The sequence below is a fragment of the Streptomyces sp. NPDC025721 genome (genome assembly GCF_055558595.1).
In genome coordinates, this window is the sequence record NZ_JBVHMF010000001.1 from 498,176 (window position 1) to 516,218 (window position 18,043).

The following is an 18,043-nucleotide window of genomic DNA, read 5'->3' on the forward strand; positions in this document are numbered from 1 at the left end:
GCGGGTTCACGGAGCCGGTGCGGGCGGCTGCCCAGGCGCGGGACCGGTCCCAGGCTCAGTCCCGGACCCGGTCCCAGGCGCGGCCCGTATGAGCCCGCGCGGGTTCACGGAGCCGGTGCGGGTGGCGGCCCAGGCGCGGGACCGGTCCCAGGCTCAGTCCCGGACCCGGTCCCAGGCGCGGCCCGTATGAGCCCGCGCGGGCTCACGGGACCGGTGCAGGCGGCGGCCCCCGCCGGGTCGGTTCCGGCACGGTCAGTTCCGTCCCGGTCGGTTCGGGCACGTCTGCCTACGGCATGCCTCGCTCCGGCCCGGTCGGTTCGGGCACGGCTGGTTACGGCACGTCTGCTTGTGGCACGCCTCGCTCCGGCCCGGCGTGTTCCGGGCCGCCGCCCGGTCACGGCTCGCTGGGCCACGGCTCGCCCGGTCCCGGTACGGCCGGTGCCGTGAGGCTCTTCGTCGCGCTGCTGCCGCCACCGTCCGTCGCCGACGAACTGGCCGACGCGGTCGGCCCGTTGAGGCGTCTGCCCGACGCCTCGGCGCTGCGCTGGACCGCCCGGGAGAGCTGGCACTTCACCCTCGCCTTCCTCGGCGAGGTGGCCGACCCCGTCAGACCCGAGCTGGCGGAACGCCTCGGCCGGGCCGCCGCCCGTCACGAGCCCTGCGCACTGCGGCTGTCCGGCGGCGGCCGGTTCGGCGACCGCGCGCTGTGGGCGGGCGTCGACGGCGACCTGACCGGTCTCGCCGCGCTGGCCGGCTCCGTACGGGCCGCGGCCCGGCGGGCGGGCGCGCCACCCGACGCGGAGCACGCCTTCCGGCCCCACCTCACGCTGGCCCGCACCCAGCGCGGCCACGCGGTGAGCCTGCGGCCCTTCGCCGACGCCCTCGCCGCCCTCCACGGGGCGGCCTGGAACGCCGACACCCTCCACCTGGTCAGCAGCGCCCTGCCGCGCTCCGGGGTCCCCGGCGAGCAGCCCCGCTACACGACGCAGGAATCCTGGCCGCTGGGCCGCCCGGCGGCCCACCGGCCGGAGGGGTGACCGGGGCCGGTTAACCTCGGGGTGTGGACCCCAAGACCCGTACTCGTGTGATGACCGCCGCCTTCGTCCTGATGCTCGTGGTGGTGGTCGTCGCCGCCGCGCTGGGCTGACCCGCGGCGGCACCCCGGACCGTCCGTCCACACCACCCGGCTGCGCGGGCCGCACAGCCGCCTGGCCATCCGGCCATCCGGCCGTCCGGGCCGGATCACGGCTCGGCGGGCACGGCCGCCGCGGCTGTTCCGAGCGCCGCGCCCGCCGTACCCGCCGTGTTCCTCCGGGCTCCGCCGTGTTCCTCAGGGTTCCCTCGGTGCCGGGACCTACCAGGCGAAGGCTTCCGGGGACGGCCCAGGACCGGGGAAGATCTCGTCGAGCGCCGCCAGGAACTCCTCCGACAGCTCCAGCTCCAGCGCGCGCAGCGCCGAGTCGAGCTGGTCCTGGGTGCGCGGGCCGACGATCGGACCGGTCACACCCGGACGGGTGAGGAGCCAGGCGAGACCGACATCACCGGGCTGGAGGCCGTGCTTGTCGCACAGGTCCTCGTACGCCTGGACCTGGTCGCGCAGCTTGCCGTCCTGGAGCGCCTTCGCGGTGTGCCCGCTGGTGGAACGCGCGCCGCCGCCCTCGCGCTGCTTGCGCAGCGCGCCGCCGAGCAGACCGCCGTTCAGCGGCGACCAGGGGATCACGCCGAGGCCGTAGTGCCGAGCCGCCGGGATGACCTCCATCTCCGCCCGCCGCTCCGCCAGGTTGTACAGGCACTGCTCGGTGATCAGACCGAGCGAACCGCGCCGCGCCGCCGCCTCGTTGGCCTGCGCGATGTGCCAGCCCGCGAAGTTGCTCGACCCGGCGTAGAGGATCTTGCCCTGCTGGATCAGGACGTCGATCGCCTGCCAGATCTCCTCCCACGGAGTGTCCCGGTCGACGTGGTGGAACTGGTAGACGTCGATGTAGTCGGTGTTCAGCCGCTTGAGGCTGGCCTCGACGGCGCGCCGGATGTTGAGCGCGCTGAGCTTGTCGTGGTTCGGCCAGGGTTCGTCCGCGGTGCCCATGTAGCCGTTCACCTTGGTGGCCAGCACCGTCTTGTCGCGGCGGTCGCCGCCCTTGGCGAACCAGGTGCCGATGATCTTCTCGGTGCGGCCCTTGTTCTCACCCCAGCCGTAGACGTTGGCGGTATCGAAGTAGTTGACGCCCGCCGCGAGGGCCGCGTCCATGATCGAGTGGCTGTCCGCCTCATCCGTCTCCGGGCCGAAGTTCATCGTGCCGAGAACCAGACGGCTGACCTTGAGGCCGGTACGTCCGAGCTGTGTGTACTCCATGGCGTTCAGCCAAGCTCTTGGAGTGCGCTCGAATCAAGGGGCAATCCGGGGGGCACCCGCGGCGTCGTCCGCCGTTCGGCCCGCGGTCCTGGCGCCGTTCGGCTCAGTACTCGTTGTAGGGCGCCCCGATGTCCCACGCCTGGTACATCGCGTCCGCGAAAGCCGCCGCCAATTTGTGCTCGCCCGCCGCGTTGGGATGGGTGCCGTCGTAGGTGTGGAGCAGGATGTCGTACCCCTCGGGGCGGGAGGCCAGCAGCAGCGGCGAGGCGGGCGAGTCGTGCTCGGCGACCGCCTTCGCCATGCGGGTGTTCAGCTCCGCGCACTGGTCCGCGAAGCCCGGATCCAGATCGGCCCTGGTGTTGGGGATGACCGGCAGCAGCACCATCCGCAGCGCGGGGCCCGCCGCGCGGGCCGCCGCGATGAACCGCTCCACATTGCGCGCGGTCTGCTCGGCGTCGGTGTAGAAGCCGAGGTCGATCAGGCCGAGCGATATCAGCAGCACGTCCGGGCGGTGCTCCCGTACGACGTCGCCGATCATCGGCACCATGTGGTGCCAGCCCTCGCCCCAGCCCGCCAGATGCCGCCTGGCCCGCTCCGGGAACAACGGGTCGGCGTAGTCGGAGGAGACGGCCGCGCCGGCCGCCGTGTCGTACAGCGTGGTGCGCGGCCCCACCACCGTGAACGGCTCGCCCAGCTCGTTCAGGTGCTGCCACATGCGGTAGCGCCACGTGTAGTCGCCCGCGGCGCCCACGGTCATGGAGTCGCCGACGAATAGGTAACGCATGCCGGGCATCATCCCCGACCGCCCGCCGACCAGGGACACTGGGGTGCATGCGTGCGTATCTCCTGACGGCCGCCGCGTGCGCCGCCGTGGCCCTGGCCTGCGGCACCGCCGTACCCGCCGTCGCCGACAGCGGCCCCTCGGTCGCCTTCTCCCTCAGCGACCCGCGGATCACCGAGTCCAGCGGCCTGGCCGCCAGCCGCCTCCACCCCGGCGTGTACTGGACGCACAACGACAGCGACGACGGCCCGTACGTCTACGCCGTCGACTCGGCCACCGGCAAGACCGTGGCCAGGGTGACCATGCGCGGCATCCACGCGCGGGACGTGGAGGCGATCTCCCTGGGCCCCGACGGCGACCTCTACGTGGGCGACATCGGCGACAATCTGGGCGGCACCTGGCCCGAGGTCTGGATCTACCGCTTCCCCGAGCCGAAGCAGCTCGGCGACCGCACCGTCGACGTCACCCGCTACACCGTCCGTTACGACGCGGGACCCCGTAACGCCGAGGCCCTGATGGTGCATCCGAAGACGGGCCGGGTGTACATCGCCAGCAAGAATCAGGACGGCGGGGCGCTTTACGCCGGTCCGGCCGAGCTCAGCGCGGGCGGCGTCAACACCTTCCACCGCATAGCCGACGTCCCCTGGGTGACCGACGGCGCCTTCTCGCCCGACGGCACCCGCCTGGTGCTGCGCGGCTACCTCGGGGCGACCGGCTACCGCTGGGCCGACGGGGCCCCGCACAAGATCGGCAGCCTCGACGTCCCCATGCAACGGCAGGGCGAGTCCGTCACCTTCACCACCGACGGCCGGAATCTGATGTTCGGCAGCGAGGGCAAGAACAGCGACGTGTGGCGCGCGCCGCTCAGCGGCGACGAACTGCCCGACAGCGTGGCCGCCTCGGCGAGCGCGTCGGCGGACGACCACAAGGGCTCTCAAGCCTCTTCCGGGGCCTCTCCCGGGGCCTCACCGGGCACGGCCAAGGACACCGGCACCACGAGCACCGGCAGCAGGGTCGTGGGCATCGGGGTGCTCGCCGTGATCGGCGCCATCGGCGTGGGCGCCCGCAAGCTGCTGCGCCGCAACCGGGAACGCCACCGCGACTGACGCCGACTGGGCGCGGCGGTACGGGCGCACGGGCGTACGGGCGGTACGAGCGGGATGGGCGGGCCGACAATACGACGGTATGCCGCGACCCCGGCCGTCCTGCCTGGCCGGGGTCGCGGTTGCCGTGTGTGCGGCAGCGGTCAGAGCTGACCGATGACGTAGTCGATGCAGGCGGTCAGCGCCTCGACGTCGGCCGGGTCGACGGCCGTGAACATCGCGACCCGGAGCTGGTTGCGGCCCAGCTTGCGGTACGGCTCGGTGTCCACGATCCCGTTGGCCCGCAGCACCTTCGCGACGGCCGCCGCGTCGACGCCGTCCTCGAAGTCGATGGTGCCGATGACCTGCGAGCGCTGCGCGGGGTCCGCCACGAACGGCGTCGCGAAGGAGGACTTCTCCGCCCAGCCGTACAGCCGCGACGCGGAGTCGGCGGTGCGCTTGACCGCCCACTCCAGACCGCCCTGGCCGTTGATCCACTCGAGCTGCTCCTTGAGCAGGAAGAGCGTCGACAGCGCCGGGGTGTTGTACGTCTGGTTCTTCACCGAGTTGTCGATCGCCGTCGGCAGGTCGAAGAACGCCGGGATGTGCCGCCCGGACGCGGCGACCGAGGCCGCCCGCTCCAGCGCGGCGGGGGAGAAGGCGGCGACCCACAGCCCGCCGTCGGCCGCGAAGTTCTTCTGCGGCGCGAAGTAGTAGACGTCCGTCTCGGTGATGTCGACGGGCAGACCGCCCGCGCCCGAGGTGGCGTCCACCAGGACCAGGGCCCCGGCGTCCGCGCCCGCGACCCGGCGCAGCGGCGCCGCGACACCCGTGGACGTCTCATTGTGCGTGAAGGCGTATACGTCGACGCCCGCCTCGGCGACCGGCTCCGGGTGCGTACCCGGCTCCGACTTCACGATCGTCGGCTCCTGGAGCCACGGCGCGAGCTGCGCCGCCTTCGCGAACTTCGACGAGAACTCGCCGAAGGACAGGTGCTGCGACTTGCTGTCGATCAGCCCGTGCGTGGCGATGTCCCAGAACGCGGTCGAGCCGCCGTTCCCGAGCACCACCTCGTAGCCGTCGGGCAGCGAGAAGAGCTCCTTGACTCCCTGGCGGACCTGGCCCACCAGGTTCTTCACCGGCGCCTGCCGGTGGGAGGTACCGAGCAGGGACGTCCCGGTCGCGGCCAGCGCTTCGAGCGCTTCCGTCCGCACCTTGGAGGGGCCCGCCCCGAATCGTCCGTCGGCGGGCTTGATGTCAGCGGGAATCTCGATATCGGCCACGGTCGCAGCGTAGTCCGTCACGGGCGTGTTTCCGGGAGCGTTCCATCGGGTGAGACGGTGTCACACAGGGTGTGCGCCCCGGCCGGCCGGGCACCTGGCCCCGCGTCGCGCACCGGCGCGCGAAACGGCGAAGGGGCGCGCGAGGACCGGCCCGACGGCCCTCCCGCGCCCTGCGCCGAAATGCGCCGCGGTTCAGTGCGCGATGCTCGCGAAACCCTCGATGTCCTGCGGTCCGCGAACACCGGGCCCCACGTAGCGCGCCGAGGGCCTGACGAGGCGGCCGGTACGTTTCTGCTCCAGGATGTGCGCGGACCAGCCGGCCGTACGGGCGCAGGTGAACATCGAGGTGAACATGTGCGCCGGGACCTCCGCGAAGTCCAGCATGATCGCCGCCCAGAACTCGACGTTCGTGGCGAGCACCCGGTCGGGGCGGCGGGCGTGCAGCTCGGCGAGCGCCGCCTTCTCCAGCGCCTCCGCGACCTCGTAGCGCGGCGCGCCCAGCTCCCGCGCCGTACGCCGCAGCACGCGCGCCCGCGGGTCCTCCGCGCGGTAGACGCGGTGGCCGAAGCCCATCAGGCGCTCACCCTTGTCGAGGGCGGCCTTCACGTACGCCTCCGCGTCCCCGGTCCGCTCGATCTCCTCGATCATGCCGAGGACGCGGGACGGCGCGCCGCCGTGCAGCGGGCCCGACATGGCGCCGACCGCGCCGGACAGCGCGGCGGCGACGTCCGCGCCGGTCGAGGCGATGACCCGGGCGGTGAAGGTGGAGGCGTTCATGCCGTGCTCGGCCGCCGACGTCCAGTACGCGTCCACCGCCGCGACGTGCTTGGGGTCGGGCTCGCCGCGCCAGCGGATCATGAACCGCTCGGCGATGGAGTGCGCCTTGTCGATCTCCTTCTGCGGCACCATGGGCAGCCCCTGGCCGCGCGCGGACTGGGCGACGTACGACAGCGCCATCACCGCGGCGCGCGCGAGGTCGTCGCGCGCCTCCGCCTCGTCGATGTCCAGCAGCGGCCTGAGACCCCACACCGGGGCGAGCATGGCGAGCGCGGACTGCACATCCACCCGGATGTCGCCGGAGTGCACCGGGATGGGGAAGGGCTCGGCGGGCGGCAGACCGGGGTTGAACTTCCCGTCGACCAGCAGGCCCCACACGTTCCCGAAGGACACGTGGCCGACCAGGTCCTCGATGTCGACACCGCGATAACGCAGCGAACCGCCTTCCTTGTCGGGCTCGGCGATCTCCGTTTCGAACGCGATGACTCCCTCGAGTCCGGGTACGAAGTCGGACATGAGGCGGCTCCTCTTGATGATCACGACAGTGCGGTGGTGCGGCAGTGCCTGATGAATGAGACGACGACGGTGCCCGGGGGGGGCGGGCGGGAGTGTGCCGGACGGGCCGACCCCACGGTCATGCCCCGCCCGAGGGGCTGTCACCCTGCTCCATCCGGATCAGCCTGGACCGTCCCACGATCCGCCGGACAGGACCTGGCCCCGGCCGGTCATTCTCCTTGCTGCCGGACGCGCCGGACAGCGTGAGTTCCGGCACATTCGCGGACGTCGGCGCCGGGACCCGCCGTCCTGCAAGATGTGCCCGTGCGACAACCACATGAAGAGCGCCAGGTGCAGCCCCTCCCGGCCGCGGACCCGGCGGCGATGCGCGAGCAGTACCGGGCCGCGGGACTGACCGAGCCGGAGCTGGCGGCCGACCCCTACGAGCAGTTCGCCCGCTGGTTCGCCGACGCCGTACGGGCACGGGACGAGGGCGCGCTCGCCGAACCCAACGCCATGGTGGTGTCCACGGCCGACGCCGACGGCGTGCCCAGCTCCCGTACGGTCCTGCTCAAGGGCTACGACCAGCGCGGATTCGTTTTCTTCAGCAATTACGCGTCGCGCAAGGGCCGCGAGCTGGCCGCCAACCCGCACTTGGCGCTGCTCTTCCCCTGGCATCCGATCGCCCGCCAGGTGATCGTCGGGGGCTCGGCGGCGCGCGTGCCGCGAGACGAGACGGCGGCGTATTTCCGCAGCCGCCCGTACGGTTCGCGGATCGGCGCCTGGGCGAGCGAGCAGTCGGCCGTGGTGGCCTCGCGCGAGGTGCTGGAGGCGCGCTACGCGGAGCTGTGCGCGCGCTGGCCGGAAGGGACGGACGTGCCCGTACCGCCGTTCTGGGGCGGCTTCAGGGTCGAGCCGCGCACCGTCGAATTCTGGCAGGGCCGGGAGAACCGGCTGCACGATCGGCTGCGCTATACGCGCGGTGCGGACGGCGGATGGGGAATCGAGCGCCTGGCGCCGTAAAACGCGGGTGCCGGAGCGCGGGTCCCGGAAGGCCGGTGCCGGAGCGGGGGTCCCGGAAGGCCGGTCCTTGAGGGCCGGTCCTGGAGCGCTGGTCCTGCCGGAACGCGAACGACCCGCGGGCTGCTCCCCGGAGCCAGGAGGCTCCGGGCACCGGCCGGACAAGTCCGACGAGCCCGCGGGTCGGGTGAACTGCGTGGGATTGGCGCGCTTCGCGCACGCCCAGTGCGCGGAGCTAGCCCGCAGCCACCTCACGTGTCCGAGTGCACTTCATGCGTCAGACCACCTCCCTTCGTGTGTCCCGCAACAGTAAGAAGCCGGCCGGAACCGCACAACCTATTTATGGAAATCTCGTGTGACGCAGCCCACACCAGAGTTCAATGTTGCGACGTGCAGCCTTTCGACGCGCAATCAAAGCCGCTCGATGACGGCGGCAGTGGCGACAACAGCGGTGGCGAAGTCCACGGGAGCCAGGGGGGTGGCGACGGCATTGCCCCGGACGGGGCCCATGACGGGCACGAGGGCGACGAGCACTTGCTCGCCGCGCTCCTCGACGGCATGGAAGCGGGCCTGTGCGCCTTCGACCGCCATGGCGTGATCACCCACTGGAACTCCGAAGCCGTCCGCATCCTGGGCTGGACCGCGCAGGACGCGATCGGGCGGCACGGATTCGCCGGCTGGGCGGCGCGTACGGCCGACGCCCGCGAGACCGAGGAACGCCTGCTCGGCGCCATGGACGGCCCCGGCCGCCAGGTGCACGAATTCGCGCTCGTCACCAAGGACGGCCGCCGGGTGCTCGTCCGCACCCAGTCGGCGGCCGTGCAGGGCGCCGACGGGCAGCCGAGCGGCGTCTATTGCGCCTTCTCCGAGGTGCACGCGCAGATCGACCTGGAACGGTCGATCGCTCTCAGCGAAGTGCTCTTCACCGACGCCTCATGGGGTGTGGTACTGATCGACGCCGATCTGCGCCCCGCCGTGGTCAACGCGCACGCCGCCCGCCTGCTGCGCACCGGCCGCGACTCGCTGCTCGGCAGGCCGCTGGGCGACCTGCTGGCCCAGGGCGTCGAGGAACTGGAGAACGTACTCCAGCACGTGCTCTCCGAGGGCGCGCCGCCCGCCACCACCGACTTGTGGGTGACCGTGCGCGGCGACGAGACCGGCGGGCGCTACTGCTGGCGCAGCGGATTCGTCCGCCTCGGTTCGCCGCTGGGCGAGGAACCCGTACCGCTGGGCGTGGGCTGGCTCTTCCTGGACATCACCCGGCAGAAGGCGCTGGAGAAGGACGGGGCCCAGGTGCGGTTCCGCTACCAGCAGCTCCACCGCGCCGACCGCGCCGCCGCCGAGTGCGAGAGCGCCCTTGAGGCCGCGACCTTGCAGCTCGACTTCGCACTGGCCGGATTCGCCGACCACGCCCTGGTCGACATCACCGACGACGCGGGCCGCCTGATCCGGATCGCGGCGACCCCGGCGGGCGAGCCCGGTCCCGCCGACGCCACCGAGGACAACTCCATCCCGGTCGGCTACGACGTCGCCCACCCCGTCCTCCAGGCGCTGGAGCGGATCGGCACCGTACGCGCCAGCTTCGGCGCGCTGACGGCGGACGAACCGGCGACCGGTGAACGGATCGACGAGTGGGCGGCGGCCAGGCGCTGGCCCTCCGGGACCGTGCACGGGCTGGCCACGGTGCTGCGCAGCAGGGGCCGTACGGTCGGCGCGCTCACCTTCCTGCGCGGCTCGGGCCGCAGGCTCTTCGACCGGGCGGACGCGGCGTACGCGGAGGACGTCGCGGCGCGGGTCGCCATGGCGCTGGACCTGGCGGGGCTGACGGGGGACCGCTGAGCGCCGACGCCCTTCGCGGGGCGTCGGCGGGCAGCGGACGAAGGCCGGTGCGGGCGGGCCTGCGGCCGGTCGGTGCCGGAGCGCCGGTGCGGGCGGCCTGCCGTCGGTCGGTGATGTGGGAAGGCCGGTGCGGGTGGCCCGTCGCCGGTCAGTGCCGGAAGAAGATCCGCTCCCGGTACTCCTCGAAGATCCGGCCGTTCCAGTCGTGGCCGCCGTCCACGTTGCCCGAGCGCAGCATGGGCGGGGTGACGCCGCGGGCGGCGAGCCCGGTGGCGGCGGTCGCGACGACGGCCTGCATCAGGGCGCTGATGACGACCGTGGAGGCGGGGGCGAAGGGCGCGGGGATGGCGTCGTCGGTCAGCTCCGCGTCGCCGACCGCGATCTTGGAGTCGAGGACGATGTCGCAGTGGTCCTTGAGGAAGGTGCCCGAGGCGTGCCGGGAACGCGTCTCCTTGGCGTACGCGACCGAGGTGACGCCGATCACGGTGAGGCCCAGGGCGCGGGCGTTCTGCGCCATCTCGACCGGCAGCGCGTTGCGCCCGGACAGGGAGATCACGAACAGGACGTCGCCCGGCCGTACGGGGCTGGTGTCCAGGACGGCGCCCGCGAGGCCGTCGACCCGCTCCAGGGCGCTGCCCAAGGTGGCGGGCATCACGTCCACGCCGACGACGCCGGGAACAGCCAGTAGATTGATGAGGGCGAGGCCGCCCGCCCGGTAGACCACGTCCTGGGCGGGCAGCGAGGAGTGGCCGGCACCGAAGACGAAGACCCGCCCGTCCGCGGCGATGGCGTCGGCGACGGCGTCCGCGGCGGCCTGGATGCCGGCGGCCTCCTCGTCCCTGATCCGGTGCAGAAGGGTGATCGCGGCGTCGAAGTATCGGTCGGCCAGGGACTCGCGAGGCTCACTCATGCGGATCACCGTGCGGCCCCCGCGAGCCGGTGTCAAGAAAGGGCGACGACCGGATCGGGGACCGTTGTCGGCGCTATGGGTCAGAATTGGTTGAGGGCCACGCACGAACAAACGAGGGGCGCGCATGTCCGGATTGATCGACACGACGGAGATGTATCTCCGCACCATCCTGGAGCTGGAGGAGGAGGGTGTGGTCCCCATGCGCGCCCGAATCGCCGAGCGGCTCGACCAGAGCGGCCCGACGGTCTCCCAGACGGTGGCGCGGATGGAGCGCGACGGGCTGCTGCACGTCGCCAACGACCGGCATCTGGAGCTGACCGACGAGGGGCGCCGCACCGCCACCCGCGTGATGCGCAAGCACCGCATCGCCGAGTGCCTGCTGGTCGATGTGATCGGCCTGGAGTGGGAGCAGGTGCACGCGGAGGCGTGCCGCTGGGAGCACGTGATGAGCGAGGCGGTGGAGCGGCGCGTGCTCGAACTGCTGCGCCACCCGACCGAGTCGCCGTACGGGAACCCGATTCCCGGACTCGAGGAGCTGGGCGAGAAGGGCGAGGCCGATCCGTTCCTGGAGGACGGCATGGTCAGTCTCAACGAGTTGCAGCCGGGCGCCGCCGGGGCGAGCGTCGTGGTGCGCAGGATCGGTGAGCCGATCCAGACCGACGCGCAGGTGATGTACACGCTGCGGCGGGCCGGTGTGCAGCCGGGCGCCGTGGTCAGCGTCACGTCGTCGGCGGGCGGAGTGCTCGTCGGCAGCGGCGGCGAGGCGGCCGAACTGGACGCCGAGATCGCCTCGCACGTCTTCGTGGCCAAGCGGTAGCCCCACGGCTTCGTGCCTTCCTGAAGGGTGAGGGCCCCGGCGCCGTCGAACGGCGTCGGGGCCCCTCCTCCCCTTGTCCCTCCCCTTGGGACCCCCTCGAAGGACCCGGGACCCCGAGCCTCCCGAGTGCCTCCCGCGGCCCGCTTCCCCTGCGTGCCGCGCCCCGCAGAAGTCCTCCCCTCGGCCTGAGCCGCCAATCCTTGAGCGTTGTCACTCGAAAGAGCGGTGTTGGGCGCGGGACGAGCTTGTTCGAATAAAAGTTCGATAGCGTGGGGGTCCTGGACGAGCCGGCCGCGAGCGTGCGGCCGGACGGACGAGATCGACGGAAGGGGGTGGGGCACATGGCCGGCCACGCGACGCGGCAGGCGGCTCGGCACACGACGCGGCATACGACCCGGCGCACCGAGGTGATCGGGGCCGACGGGGCCCGGCTCGCAGCCTGGGATTACGCGGCCGAGGTGGATTCCGGTGCCGGTTCCGCTTCCCGTTCCGCTGGTGACTCCCCTTCCCCTTCCGGAGCCGGTCCCGGGCCCGGTCCCGAATCCGGTGCCCGGCGTCCCGGCGTGCTCCTCCTGCACGGCCTGCTCGGCCGCGCCTCGCACTGGGCGCCGACCGCCCGCCGTCTCTCCTCGCGCTACCGGGCCGTCGCCCTCGACCAGCGCGGCCACGGACGCAGCGCGAAGCCGGAGGGCCCGTACACCCCGGAGGCGTACGTGGCGGACGCCGTCGCCGCCGTCGAACAGCTCGACCTCGGCCCGGTCACCCTGGTCGGCCACTCCATGGGGGCGCTCACCGCCTGGCAGGTCGCCGCGAGCCGTCCCGACCTCGTGGCCGCGGTGGTCATCTGCGACATGCGCGCGGCGGCGCTCGGCGAGGCCGGGCAGCGCGAGTGGGAGGACTGGACGCGGTCCTGGCCGCTGCCCTTCGACACGCTCGCCGACGCGCGCCGGTGGTTCGGCGTGGAGGACCCGTGGGCCGATCCGCCGAATCCGGCCAGGGGCGACTTCTTCGCCGAGGTCATGGAGGAGCGGGGCGACGGCTGGCGCCCGCTCTATGCGCCCCGCCATCTGCTGCGCTCCCGCGACCCCTGGATACGTGACGCCCACTGGGACGAGCTGGCGCGGGTCGGCTGCCCCGCCCTCGTCGTCCGCGGTCTCGACGGCGAGCTGGGCCGCGCGGAGGCCCAGGAGATGGTCCGGGTGCTGCCCCGGGGCAGTTACGCGGAGATCCCGGACGCCGGTCACCTCGTCCCGTGGGACCAGCCCGACGCGTGGTGCGAGGCGGTCGAGGGCTTCCTGCGGGGCGCGCTGGCGGAGCCGCAGACTGCGGAGAGCCGCTGAGGCCGGGGCGTACGGGGGGCGTTCGTCCGGCGGCGGGTCGCGGGTGCCGGTCGGGAGGCGGTGGTGGCCGCGGTGCCGCCCGGCCTCCCAGCCGGTGGGGCAGGCGTCGGCGGTCGGTCAGGCGGAGGCGCGGGAGCCGTAGTCGGGGGAGGCCAGCCGACGCGGGTAGTAGCCGGGGTTCGGGCCCTCGGCGGGGCTGGCGGCGCCGGTCAGCCGGTAGCGCTCACCGACGGCGGTGGCGCGCACGATCGTGAGGACGAGCAGGAGGAAGGCGCCGCCGACGAAGCCGGAGAGGACCGGCGAGCCGTCCGTGCGGTCGCCGAACGCGGGGGCGGCGATGCCGGAGGGGTCCTGCGTCACGGTGACGTGCTTGCCGACCGACGCCCGGTCGCAGCGGATCTCCCGGTCCACCATGGCGCCGCTGTCCAGCCGGACCCGGCACGACTCCCAGGACGTACGCAGCGTCGTGCGGTTCGTGTACTCGGTGATCACACCGGTGGACACCTCACCGCGCGCCGCGAACAGCGCGCTGGAGACGGCGTAACCACCGACGAACATGCAGAAGAGCAGAAGGAGGAAACCGCACATGACCTGACCGATGGAGCCGTGCAGCCAGTACAGCGTCAGCACCATGGTGACCGAGGCGGTCACCACGATCAGGGCGACGCCCGCCACGGCGAAGGAGCCCGCGTAGGTGGCGTGCGACCAGCCGATCGCGACCGCGACGGTGGCGAGCACGGTGAACAGCAGGGTGACGGCGCAGCGTGCCCAGGCGGCGCCGCGGGTCGGGGAGCCGATCCGGCCCGCTTCCCACACGCGGGCGAATCCGGTGGGGGGTCCGGTGGGGAGTCCGGTGGGGGGTCCGGCCGCTTCCGGGTCCTGGGGCGTGCCGGGAAGCGGCGCCGTCATCGGTCGGCCTGCGGTGAGGTCGTGCCGGTGGCTGTGCCAGTGCCGGTGCCGGGGCCCGTGCCCGTGTCGGCGCCCGTGCTTGCGCCGGGGCCGGTCGGCGTCACGGTCTGGCCGTTCCCGTTCCCGTTCCCGCTTGCGGGTCCGTCCTCGGCCGCGGATGCCGTTGCGGTGCCGTCGCCGACGGTGCCGTCGTCGTCCGCGAAGCTGACGCTGCGCAGGATGGCCATCGTCAGCTCGCTGAACTCGCCCCAGTAGTTGACGGCCGCGGTGTCCAGGGTGAAGACCGCGGTGTAGGGGCCGGTGGGGAAGGGCACGTACACCTGCACCTGGCCCATCTGGAGCTTGACCTCTTCGCCGCTGGCGGTGAGTTCGGCGCCGATGACGTATTCGCGCAGGGTCACGCAGGAGACGGCGGGGCCGCAGGGCAGGTCGAGCCAGCGGGCGTCGTTGGTCTCCTCGCGGACCAGGATCTCCCGGATGCCGAGCGCGGCGACCTCGGGGGAGGGGTGGTCGGAGGCGATCGCGGCGACAGTGAAGGAGCAGTGGGCTATGCCCTCGTCGATGGAGAACAGGCCCATCGCGGAGTACGCGAGTCCCCGGTCGCCCATCGCCTCGCCGAGCGCCGCGTAGTACGGGGCGGCGGGCGTCCACAGGTCGTCGTTGCCCTCCGGGTACATCTCCCGTACGAACTCCTCGGCGAGCGCGGCGCGCTCCTCGGGGGTGGCCGCGATCGGCAGTCCGTGGAAGGACTCGGGGACGACGAAGGACAGCGGGGGGACGTCCGACATCTCGACGGCCTGGAGTTCGAGGCCGGTGTCGTCCGCCGCGGCTGTCGGGCCCGCCGCGGCGGGGGTTTCCGGGGTGGTGGCGTCCGGAGGGGGAGTCGTCATGGTGGTCTCGCCTAGAGGTTCTGGACGGCAGAGGTCGTCAAGGGGAGTCGGGGCGTCGGGTGTCGGGGCCTTGGACAGCGGGGCGTTGGACGGCTGGGCGTTGGGCGGTTGGGCTTCGGGCGGTGGGGCTTCGGACGGCGGCCGAGGACCGTCGGGGTCAGAGGTCGCCAGGCTGCGGGCGGGCCGGTTCGCCGGACTCGCCCATGATGACGGAGTGGGTCTCGAACAGCCCCTTGCCGACCTTCGCCGGGACCTGGGACTCGACGAGGACGGTGCCGCTGGCCAGCCGGAAGGCGCGCGGCGGCTGCGCCGCAGCGGGCAGTTCGCCGACGAAACGGGCCAGCCGCTCGCGCTGTCCCGCGGTCAGTTCGGACTCGGGCAGCGGCTTGCGCCGCTCGGCCAGCACCCCGGCGAATTTGTCGGCCGCTCCGGTGGACAGCCGTACCCACGACCCGTCGGTGAAGGTGACGCGCACATCGTGCCCGCCCTCGCTGAACGCCAACTGCTCGGCGCCGCCCACCGACTCGCGGGGCGTCTCCCACAGGACGGTGGCGGACGCCGTGAGGTCGGGCCCGACGCCCAGCAGCAGGAAGCGGCGTTCGGTGACGACCGCGTCCACGCGGGTGCGCTCCGGGCTGCGCGCGGGGTCCAACTGCCACGGCACGGTACGCGCGACGGTCCCCGGCGCGGCCCACATCACCGGGAAGTCCTCGGACTCGTTCGCCGGGTCCTGCGGCGCCGACCGCGACGCCCCGCCGACCTGCACCGAGTTGCCGCCGGTCACCGCCTCGACGGCGACATGCAGCGCGGTCACGATGCCGCCGAGCAGCCCGCCGCCGACCCGGTCGACCTTCTGCGTCGTCTTGGAGTGCAGGGTGTACTCCGGCCCGGCGGGCCAGCCCGGCAGCTCCGCCTGGATGTCGCGCCGCTCGGTGTCCCGGAACCACCGCGAGCCCGCCACCGGATGCGCGTAACCGGTGGCGAAACGGATCGGCGTACGTACCAGCGTGGATTCGTCCTGATCCGGGAACCAGTCCATCGTCGTGCGCCTTTCGGTCGGCTCTGAGCGGAGTCGCTGTGCGGGGTCGCTGTGCTGAGTCGCTGTCGACGTCGCCGTGGAGTCCTCGTGCGGCGGCCGTGCGGATACGACCGTACGCGGTCGCCGGTCGGCGCCGGTCGTCAGTTGGCGGTGGCCGCCCGGTCGAAGCGGTCGCCGAGGTGGACGGCCTCGCCGATGTGCTGCGGGATCGAGTAGAGCTTCGGCGCGAGCTTGAGCCCCACGTCGATGGAGCGGCCCACGTTGCCCATCGCGTCGATCGCCACCCGGCCGCCGGTGACCATCTTGATGCCCTTCGTACCGATCAACTGGCCACCGTGGTAAAGCTGCTCGGAAACCGTCTGCATACGATTGATGATCTTGCCGTCGGAGATGACCTGCCCGGCGGTCTTGAGGCCGCCGAACTCCAGCGTGACGTTCTTGAACAGCTTTATCTGCTTGCCGCCGGCGATGAAATCGCCCGCTTTGCCGACGAAGTTCCGGCTGATGGTGGTGACTCCGCGGAATCCCTCGCCGAGTTCGGCGGCGCGGGTGGCGGCGATGGCTCCGTCGGCGACCTTGGCGCCCTTGGCGAAGGCGCCGATTCCGGGTATCGCGCCCAGCGCGTCGAAGCCGATGCTGATCCAGCTCACGTCGGCGCCCGCGGCCATGGCGATCAGGTGGGTGATCAGCGCGGCGGCGCTGGTGACGACGGCCGCGGCGGCGAAGATCGCGCCCAGCGGCTCGAAGGGCGCGGTGATGATGGCCAGTACGCCGAGGAGGCCGCTGAGGTCGCTGAGCAGGTCGCCGATGAGTTTGATCATGTCGGCGTGGTCCTTGACCCACTGGATCGTGTCGTTCCAGGCGTCCTCGATGCCGTGCACCATGCGGCTGAACAGGCCCGGCTTGTCCGGGGCGATGTCACCGGCCTTGTCCAGGTCGTGGCTGATCGCGTTGGCGGCGCTGGTGAAACGGTTGTGCAGCTCTTCCGCGCGGTGGCGCACGCCGTCCAGCGCGTTGTTCGCGTCGGTGACGGCCTGCTGCTTCTTCTTCGCGTCGGCGGCGGCAGCCGGGTCCGGGTCGGGGGACGCCTGAGGCTGCGGGTGCGGAACGCTGTTGTCCGTGGGGATGCCCGCCGCGGTCTTCGCGTGGTCGAGCGTGCCCTGCTTGGTGGCGGCCTCCCGCTCCAGCGTGTCGGCCTCCGCCTGGAAGCCGTGGAGCTGCTCGGCCCAGCGGCCCAGCGCGCTGGACGCGCGGCCGAAGGAGTCGTGCGCCTTCTTGATCAACGGGGTGACATCGCTGTCGATGTGAGAAATGAAGGCCCTGGCGGCCTCGCCCTTCCAGTAACCGCAGTCGAGCCGGCCCAGTTCGGAGACCGTGGTGCTCAACTCGGTGTGCACATCACCGATCTGCCGGGCCAGTGAGCGGGTGCGCTCGACGTCCCCGGGCGTGGGGTCGAAGCCCAGATGCGGAAAGCTGCGCGTCACGCCCGTCACTTCCCGCCGGTCTTGAGGGAGTTGGCGAGTTGCAGGTCGGCGTCGTCGAAGGTCTTGCCGATCTGGTCGATCATGTGGACCGCGGTGTCGGCGTGCTGGCCGATCTGCTTGATGCCGTAGTGCCAGTCGTCGGCGAAGTCGTGGACGTCGTCTATCAGCTTGGGCGCGCCGACCGACTCGCCGTTGGCATTGCCCATCGCCCGGCTCACCGTGTCCATTCGGTCCGCAATGGTGGAGAACGTCTTTCGCAAGTCCCCCATCACCGTCCCGTTGATCTGCAAGTCCCCCATGGAAAATCAACCCTTTCTCGGCATTACGTAAGATTCCGCGGGCCGCGTGCGGATCTCAGGGCCCCTACTCTATTAGGCGTATGCGGGCCGTCGATGGCCCACTGGTCACGGTCCTGTGGCAGTCGCGTGTGTGCGCCGATTCACCCACGCCTGCTTCGGGGACCTGCTGGTAGCTTGCCGACGCCGGGTCCAGACAGCGACATGGGGGAGTTCAGGTGCTTCGTCGTACGTCCACGGGAGCGGGAATCGCCGCGGTGGCGGTCGTCACCGCACTCGCTGTGAGCGGGTGCGGCAGTGGCGGCGGGAACGAGGCGAAGAAGGCGCCGCCCGCGAGCGCGAGCGCGTCCGCGACCGGCACTCCGGGCACGGCGGCGAGCATGTCGGCCGAGCCGGGCGCGTCGGGCAGTCCCACCGCCTCCTCCGTCGTCGGCGGCGACTCGACGCAGGGCGTCGAGGGCGTCTGGCTGGCGACGCAGGGCTCGACGAAGGTCCAACTCGTCCTCGGCAAGGGCAAGGCCGGGCTGACCAGCAGTCATCTGTGCGGCGGCACCTACACCGACCGCGACGGCCTCGGCCTGACGCTGACCTGCATGGACGGCGACAAGGAACGCACCTCCGGCCGCGGCGAACTGACCGGTGACGGCAAGACCCTCACCGTGCGCTGGACCGGTGGCCCGACCGACACCTTCTCCCGCACGGGACTGCCGAGCAGCTGACCGGCGGCCCGT

Annotated in this window: 17 protein-coding genes; 7 read left to right on the top strand and 10 right to left on the bottom strand. The window is 72.3% G+C overall.

The genetic code is table 11. From position 1 onward, the window contains the following. The first annotated feature begins 443 nt into the window (after positions 1–443). A complete protein-coding gene (thpR, locus tag ACZ4EF_RS02215) occupies positions 444–1,037 on the top strand; it encodes an RNA 2',3'-cyclic phosphodiesterase (RefSeq protein ID WP_401716551.1) in 594 nt (197 codons plus the stop codon). A gap of 317 nt (positions 1,038–1,354) precedes the next feature. Here the strand turns inward: thpR and ACZ4EF_RS02220 are convergent, their stop codons facing one another. Next, positions 1,355–2,350 carry an aldo/keto reductase gene (locus ACZ4EF_RS02220; protein ID WP_391043100.1) on the bottom strand — a complete coding sequence of 332 codons (996 nt, stop codon included), beginning with the start codon at positions 2,348–2,350 and terminating at the stop codon, positions 1,355–1,357. A gap of 103 nt (positions 2,351–2,453) precedes the next feature. Then, the gene (locus ACZ4EF_RS02225) at positions 2,454–3,134 is read right to left on the bottom strand and encodes a GDSL-type esterase/lipase family protein (RefSeq protein ID WP_391043103.1); all 681 of its coding nucleotides are present in this window, start codon (positions 3,132–3,134) and stop codon (positions 2,454–2,456) included. Between the two features lie 47 nt (positions 3,135–3,181). On the opposite strand from ACZ4EF_RS02225, the gene ACZ4EF_RS02230 reads away from it, so the two are divergent. After that, complete coding sequence (locus ACZ4EF_RS02230) at positions 3,182–4,237, top strand: SdiA-regulated/phytase-like domain-containing protein (RefSeq protein WP_467502301.1); 1,056 nt, start codon at positions 3,182–3,184, stop codon at positions 4,235–4,237. A gap of 140 nt (positions 4,238–4,377) precedes the next feature. On the opposite strand, the gene serC is transcribed toward ACZ4EF_RS02230, so the two are convergent. Continuing rightward, positions 4,378–5,496, bottom strand: coding sequence for a phosphoserine transaminase (serC, locus tag ACZ4EF_RS02235; RefSeq protein WP_355337449.1), 1,119 nt, complete (start codon positions 5,494–5,496; stop codon positions 4,378–4,380). Positions 5,497–5,688: 192 nt separating this feature from the next. Continuing rightward, positions 5,689–6,789 carry a citrate synthase 2 gene (locus tag ACZ4EF_RS02240; protein ID WP_401310041.1) on the bottom strand — a complete coding sequence of 367 codons (1,101 nt, stop codon included), beginning with the start codon at positions 6,787–6,789 and terminating at the stop codon, positions 5,689–5,691. 363 nt (positions 6,790–7,152) lie between these two features. Here ACZ4EF_RS02240 and pdxH point away from each other — a divergent pair, with 363 nt between their 5' ends. Both pdxH and ACZ4EF_RS02250 read left to right on the top strand, forming a co-directional pair. Further along, positions 7,153–7,791: a pyridoxamine 5'-phosphate oxidase gene (gene pdxH / locus ACZ4EF_RS02245; RefSeq protein ID WP_467502629.1), complete on the top strand. Its 639-nt coding sequence runs from the start codon at positions 7,153–7,155 to the stop codon at positions 7,789–7,791. A 339-nt stretch (positions 7,792–8,130) separates the two neighbouring features. Beyond that, positions 8,131–9,627 carry a PAS domain-containing protein gene (locus tag ACZ4EF_RS02250; RefSeq protein WP_391043110.1) on the top strand — a complete coding sequence of 499 codons (1,497 nt, stop codon included), beginning with the start codon at positions 8,131–8,133 and terminating at the stop codon, positions 9,625–9,627. 148 nt (positions 9,628–9,775) lie between these two features. On the opposite strand, the gene ACZ4EF_RS02255 is transcribed toward ACZ4EF_RS02250, so the two are convergent. Further along, positions 9,776–10,537 (bottom strand): SIS domain-containing protein, encoded by a 762-nt coding sequence (locus ACZ4EF_RS02255; protein ID WP_355337455.1) that lies wholly within the window; start codon positions 10,535–10,537, stop codon positions 9,776–9,778. Between the two features lie 124 nt (positions 10,538–10,661). Here ACZ4EF_RS02255 and ACZ4EF_RS02260 point away from each other — a divergent pair, with 124 nt between their 5' ends. Both ACZ4EF_RS02260 and ACZ4EF_RS02265 read left to right on the top strand, forming a co-directional pair. After that, a complete protein-coding gene (locus ACZ4EF_RS02260) occupies positions 10,662–11,354 on the top strand; it encodes a metal-dependent transcriptional regulator (protein WP_188279958.1) in 693 nt (230 codons plus the stop codon). A 341-nt stretch (positions 11,355–11,695) separates the two neighbouring features. After that, positions 11,696–12,694, top strand: a complete 999-nt coding sequence (locus tag ACZ4EF_RS02265) for an alpha/beta fold hydrolase (protein WP_467502305.1) — start codon at positions 11,696–11,698, stop codon at positions 12,692–12,694. A 117-nt stretch (positions 12,695–12,811) separates the two neighbouring features. Here the strand turns inward: ACZ4EF_RS02265 and ACZ4EF_RS02270 are convergent, their stop codons facing one another. The 5 genes from ACZ4EF_RS02270 to ACZ4EF_RS02290 all read right to left on the bottom strand — a co-directional run bounded on the left by ACZ4EF_RS02270 (position 12,812) and on the right by ACZ4EF_RS02290 (position 17,243). Next, positions 12,812–13,603 (bottom strand): hypothetical protein, encoded by a 792-nt coding sequence (locus ACZ4EF_RS02270; protein WP_467502306.1) that lies wholly within the window; start codon positions 13,601–13,603, stop codon positions 12,812–12,814. Beyond that, positions 13,600–14,493 (bottom strand): hypothetical protein, encoded by an 894-nt coding sequence (locus tag ACZ4EF_RS02275; RefSeq protein WP_467502308.1) that lies wholly within the window; start codon positions 14,491–14,493, stop codon positions 13,600–13,602. The genes ACZ4EF_RS02270 and ACZ4EF_RS02275 overlap by 4 nt, the downstream gene beginning before the upstream one ends. A 157-nt stretch (positions 14,494–14,650) precedes the next feature. Continuing rightward, positions 14,651–15,532 (bottom strand): hypothetical protein, encoded by an 882-nt coding sequence (locus tag ACZ4EF_RS02280; RefSeq protein ID WP_467502310.1) that lies wholly within the window; start codon positions 15,530–15,532, stop codon positions 14,651–14,653. 140 nt (positions 15,533–15,672) lie between these two features. Further along, positions 15,673–17,016, bottom strand: a complete 1,344-nt coding sequence (locus ACZ4EF_RS02285) for a putative T7SS-secreted protein (protein ID WP_355337470.1) — start codon at positions 17,014–17,016, stop codon at positions 15,673–15,675. Positions 17,017–17,021: 5 nt separating this feature from the next. Then, positions 17,022–17,243, bottom strand: a complete 222-nt coding sequence (locus tag ACZ4EF_RS02290) for a hypothetical protein (RefSeq protein WP_317452509.1) — start codon at positions 17,241–17,243, stop codon at positions 17,022–17,024. A gap of 287 nt (positions 17,244–17,530) precedes the next feature. Between ACZ4EF_RS02290 and ACZ4EF_RS02295 the strand changes: the two genes are divergently transcribed. Then, positions 17,531–18,031 carry a hypothetical protein gene (locus tag ACZ4EF_RS02295; RefSeq protein ID WP_391043120.1) on the top strand — a complete coding sequence of 167 codons (501 nt, stop codon included), beginning with the start codon at positions 17,531–17,533 and terminating at the stop codon, positions 18,029–18,031. Positions 18,032–18,043 lie beyond the last annotated feature (12 nt).

Excerpts from the sequence above, each read along its gene's own strand:
- ACZ4EF_RS02220 (WP_391043100.1), bottom strand. The coding sequence starts at position 2,350 with ATGGAGTACACACAGCTCGGACGTACCGGCCTCAAGGTCAGCCGTCTG.
- ACZ4EF_RS02225 (WP_391043103.1), bottom strand. The coding sequence starts at position 3,134 with ATGCGTTACCTATTCGTCGGCGACTCCATGACCGTGGGCGCCGCGGGC.
- ACZ4EF_RS02230 (WP_467502301.1), top strand. The coding sequence starts at position 3,182 with ATGCGTGCGTATCTCCTGACGGCCGCCGCGTGCGCCGCCGTGGCCCTG.
- ACZ4EF_RS02240 (WP_401310041.1), bottom strand. The coding sequence starts at position 6,789 with ATGTCCGACTTCGTACCCGGACTCGAGGGAGTCATCGCGTTCGAAACG.
- pdxH (WP_467502629.1), top strand. The coding sequence starts at position 7,153 with ATGCGCGAGCAGTACCGGGCCGCGGGACTGACCGAGCCGGAGCTGGCG.
- ACZ4EF_RS02250 (WP_391043110.1), top strand. The coding sequence starts at position 8,131 with ATGGAAATCTCGTGTGACGCAGCCCACACCAGAGTTCAATGTTGCGAC.
- ACZ4EF_RS02255 (WP_355337455.1), bottom strand. The coding sequence starts at position 10,537 with ATGAGTGAGCCTCGCGAGTCCCTGGCCGACCGATACTTCGACGCCGCG.
- ACZ4EF_RS02260 (WP_188279958.1), top strand. The coding sequence starts at position 10,662 with ATGTCCGGATTGATCGACACGACGGAGATGTATCTCCGCACCATCCTG.
- ACZ4EF_RS02265 (WP_467502305.1), top strand. The coding sequence starts at position 11,696 with ATGGCCGGCCACGCGACGCGGCAGGCGGCTCGGCACACGACGCGGCAT.
- ACZ4EF_RS02270 (WP_467502306.1), bottom strand. The coding sequence starts at position 13,603 with ATGACGGCGCCGCTTCCCGGCACGCCCCAGGACCCGGAAGCGGCCGGA.
- ACZ4EF_RS02275 (WP_467502308.1), bottom strand. The coding sequence starts at position 14,493 with ATGACGACTCCCCCTCCGGACGCCACCACCCCGGAAACCCCCGCCGCG.
- ACZ4EF_RS02280 (WP_467502310.1), bottom strand. The coding sequence starts at position 15,532 with ATGGACTGGTTCCCGGATCAGGACGAATCCACGCTGGTACGTACGCCG.
- ACZ4EF_RS02290 (WP_317452509.1), bottom strand. The coding sequence starts at position 17,243 with ATGGACACGGTGAGCCGGGCGATGGGCAATGCCAACGGCGAGTCGGTC.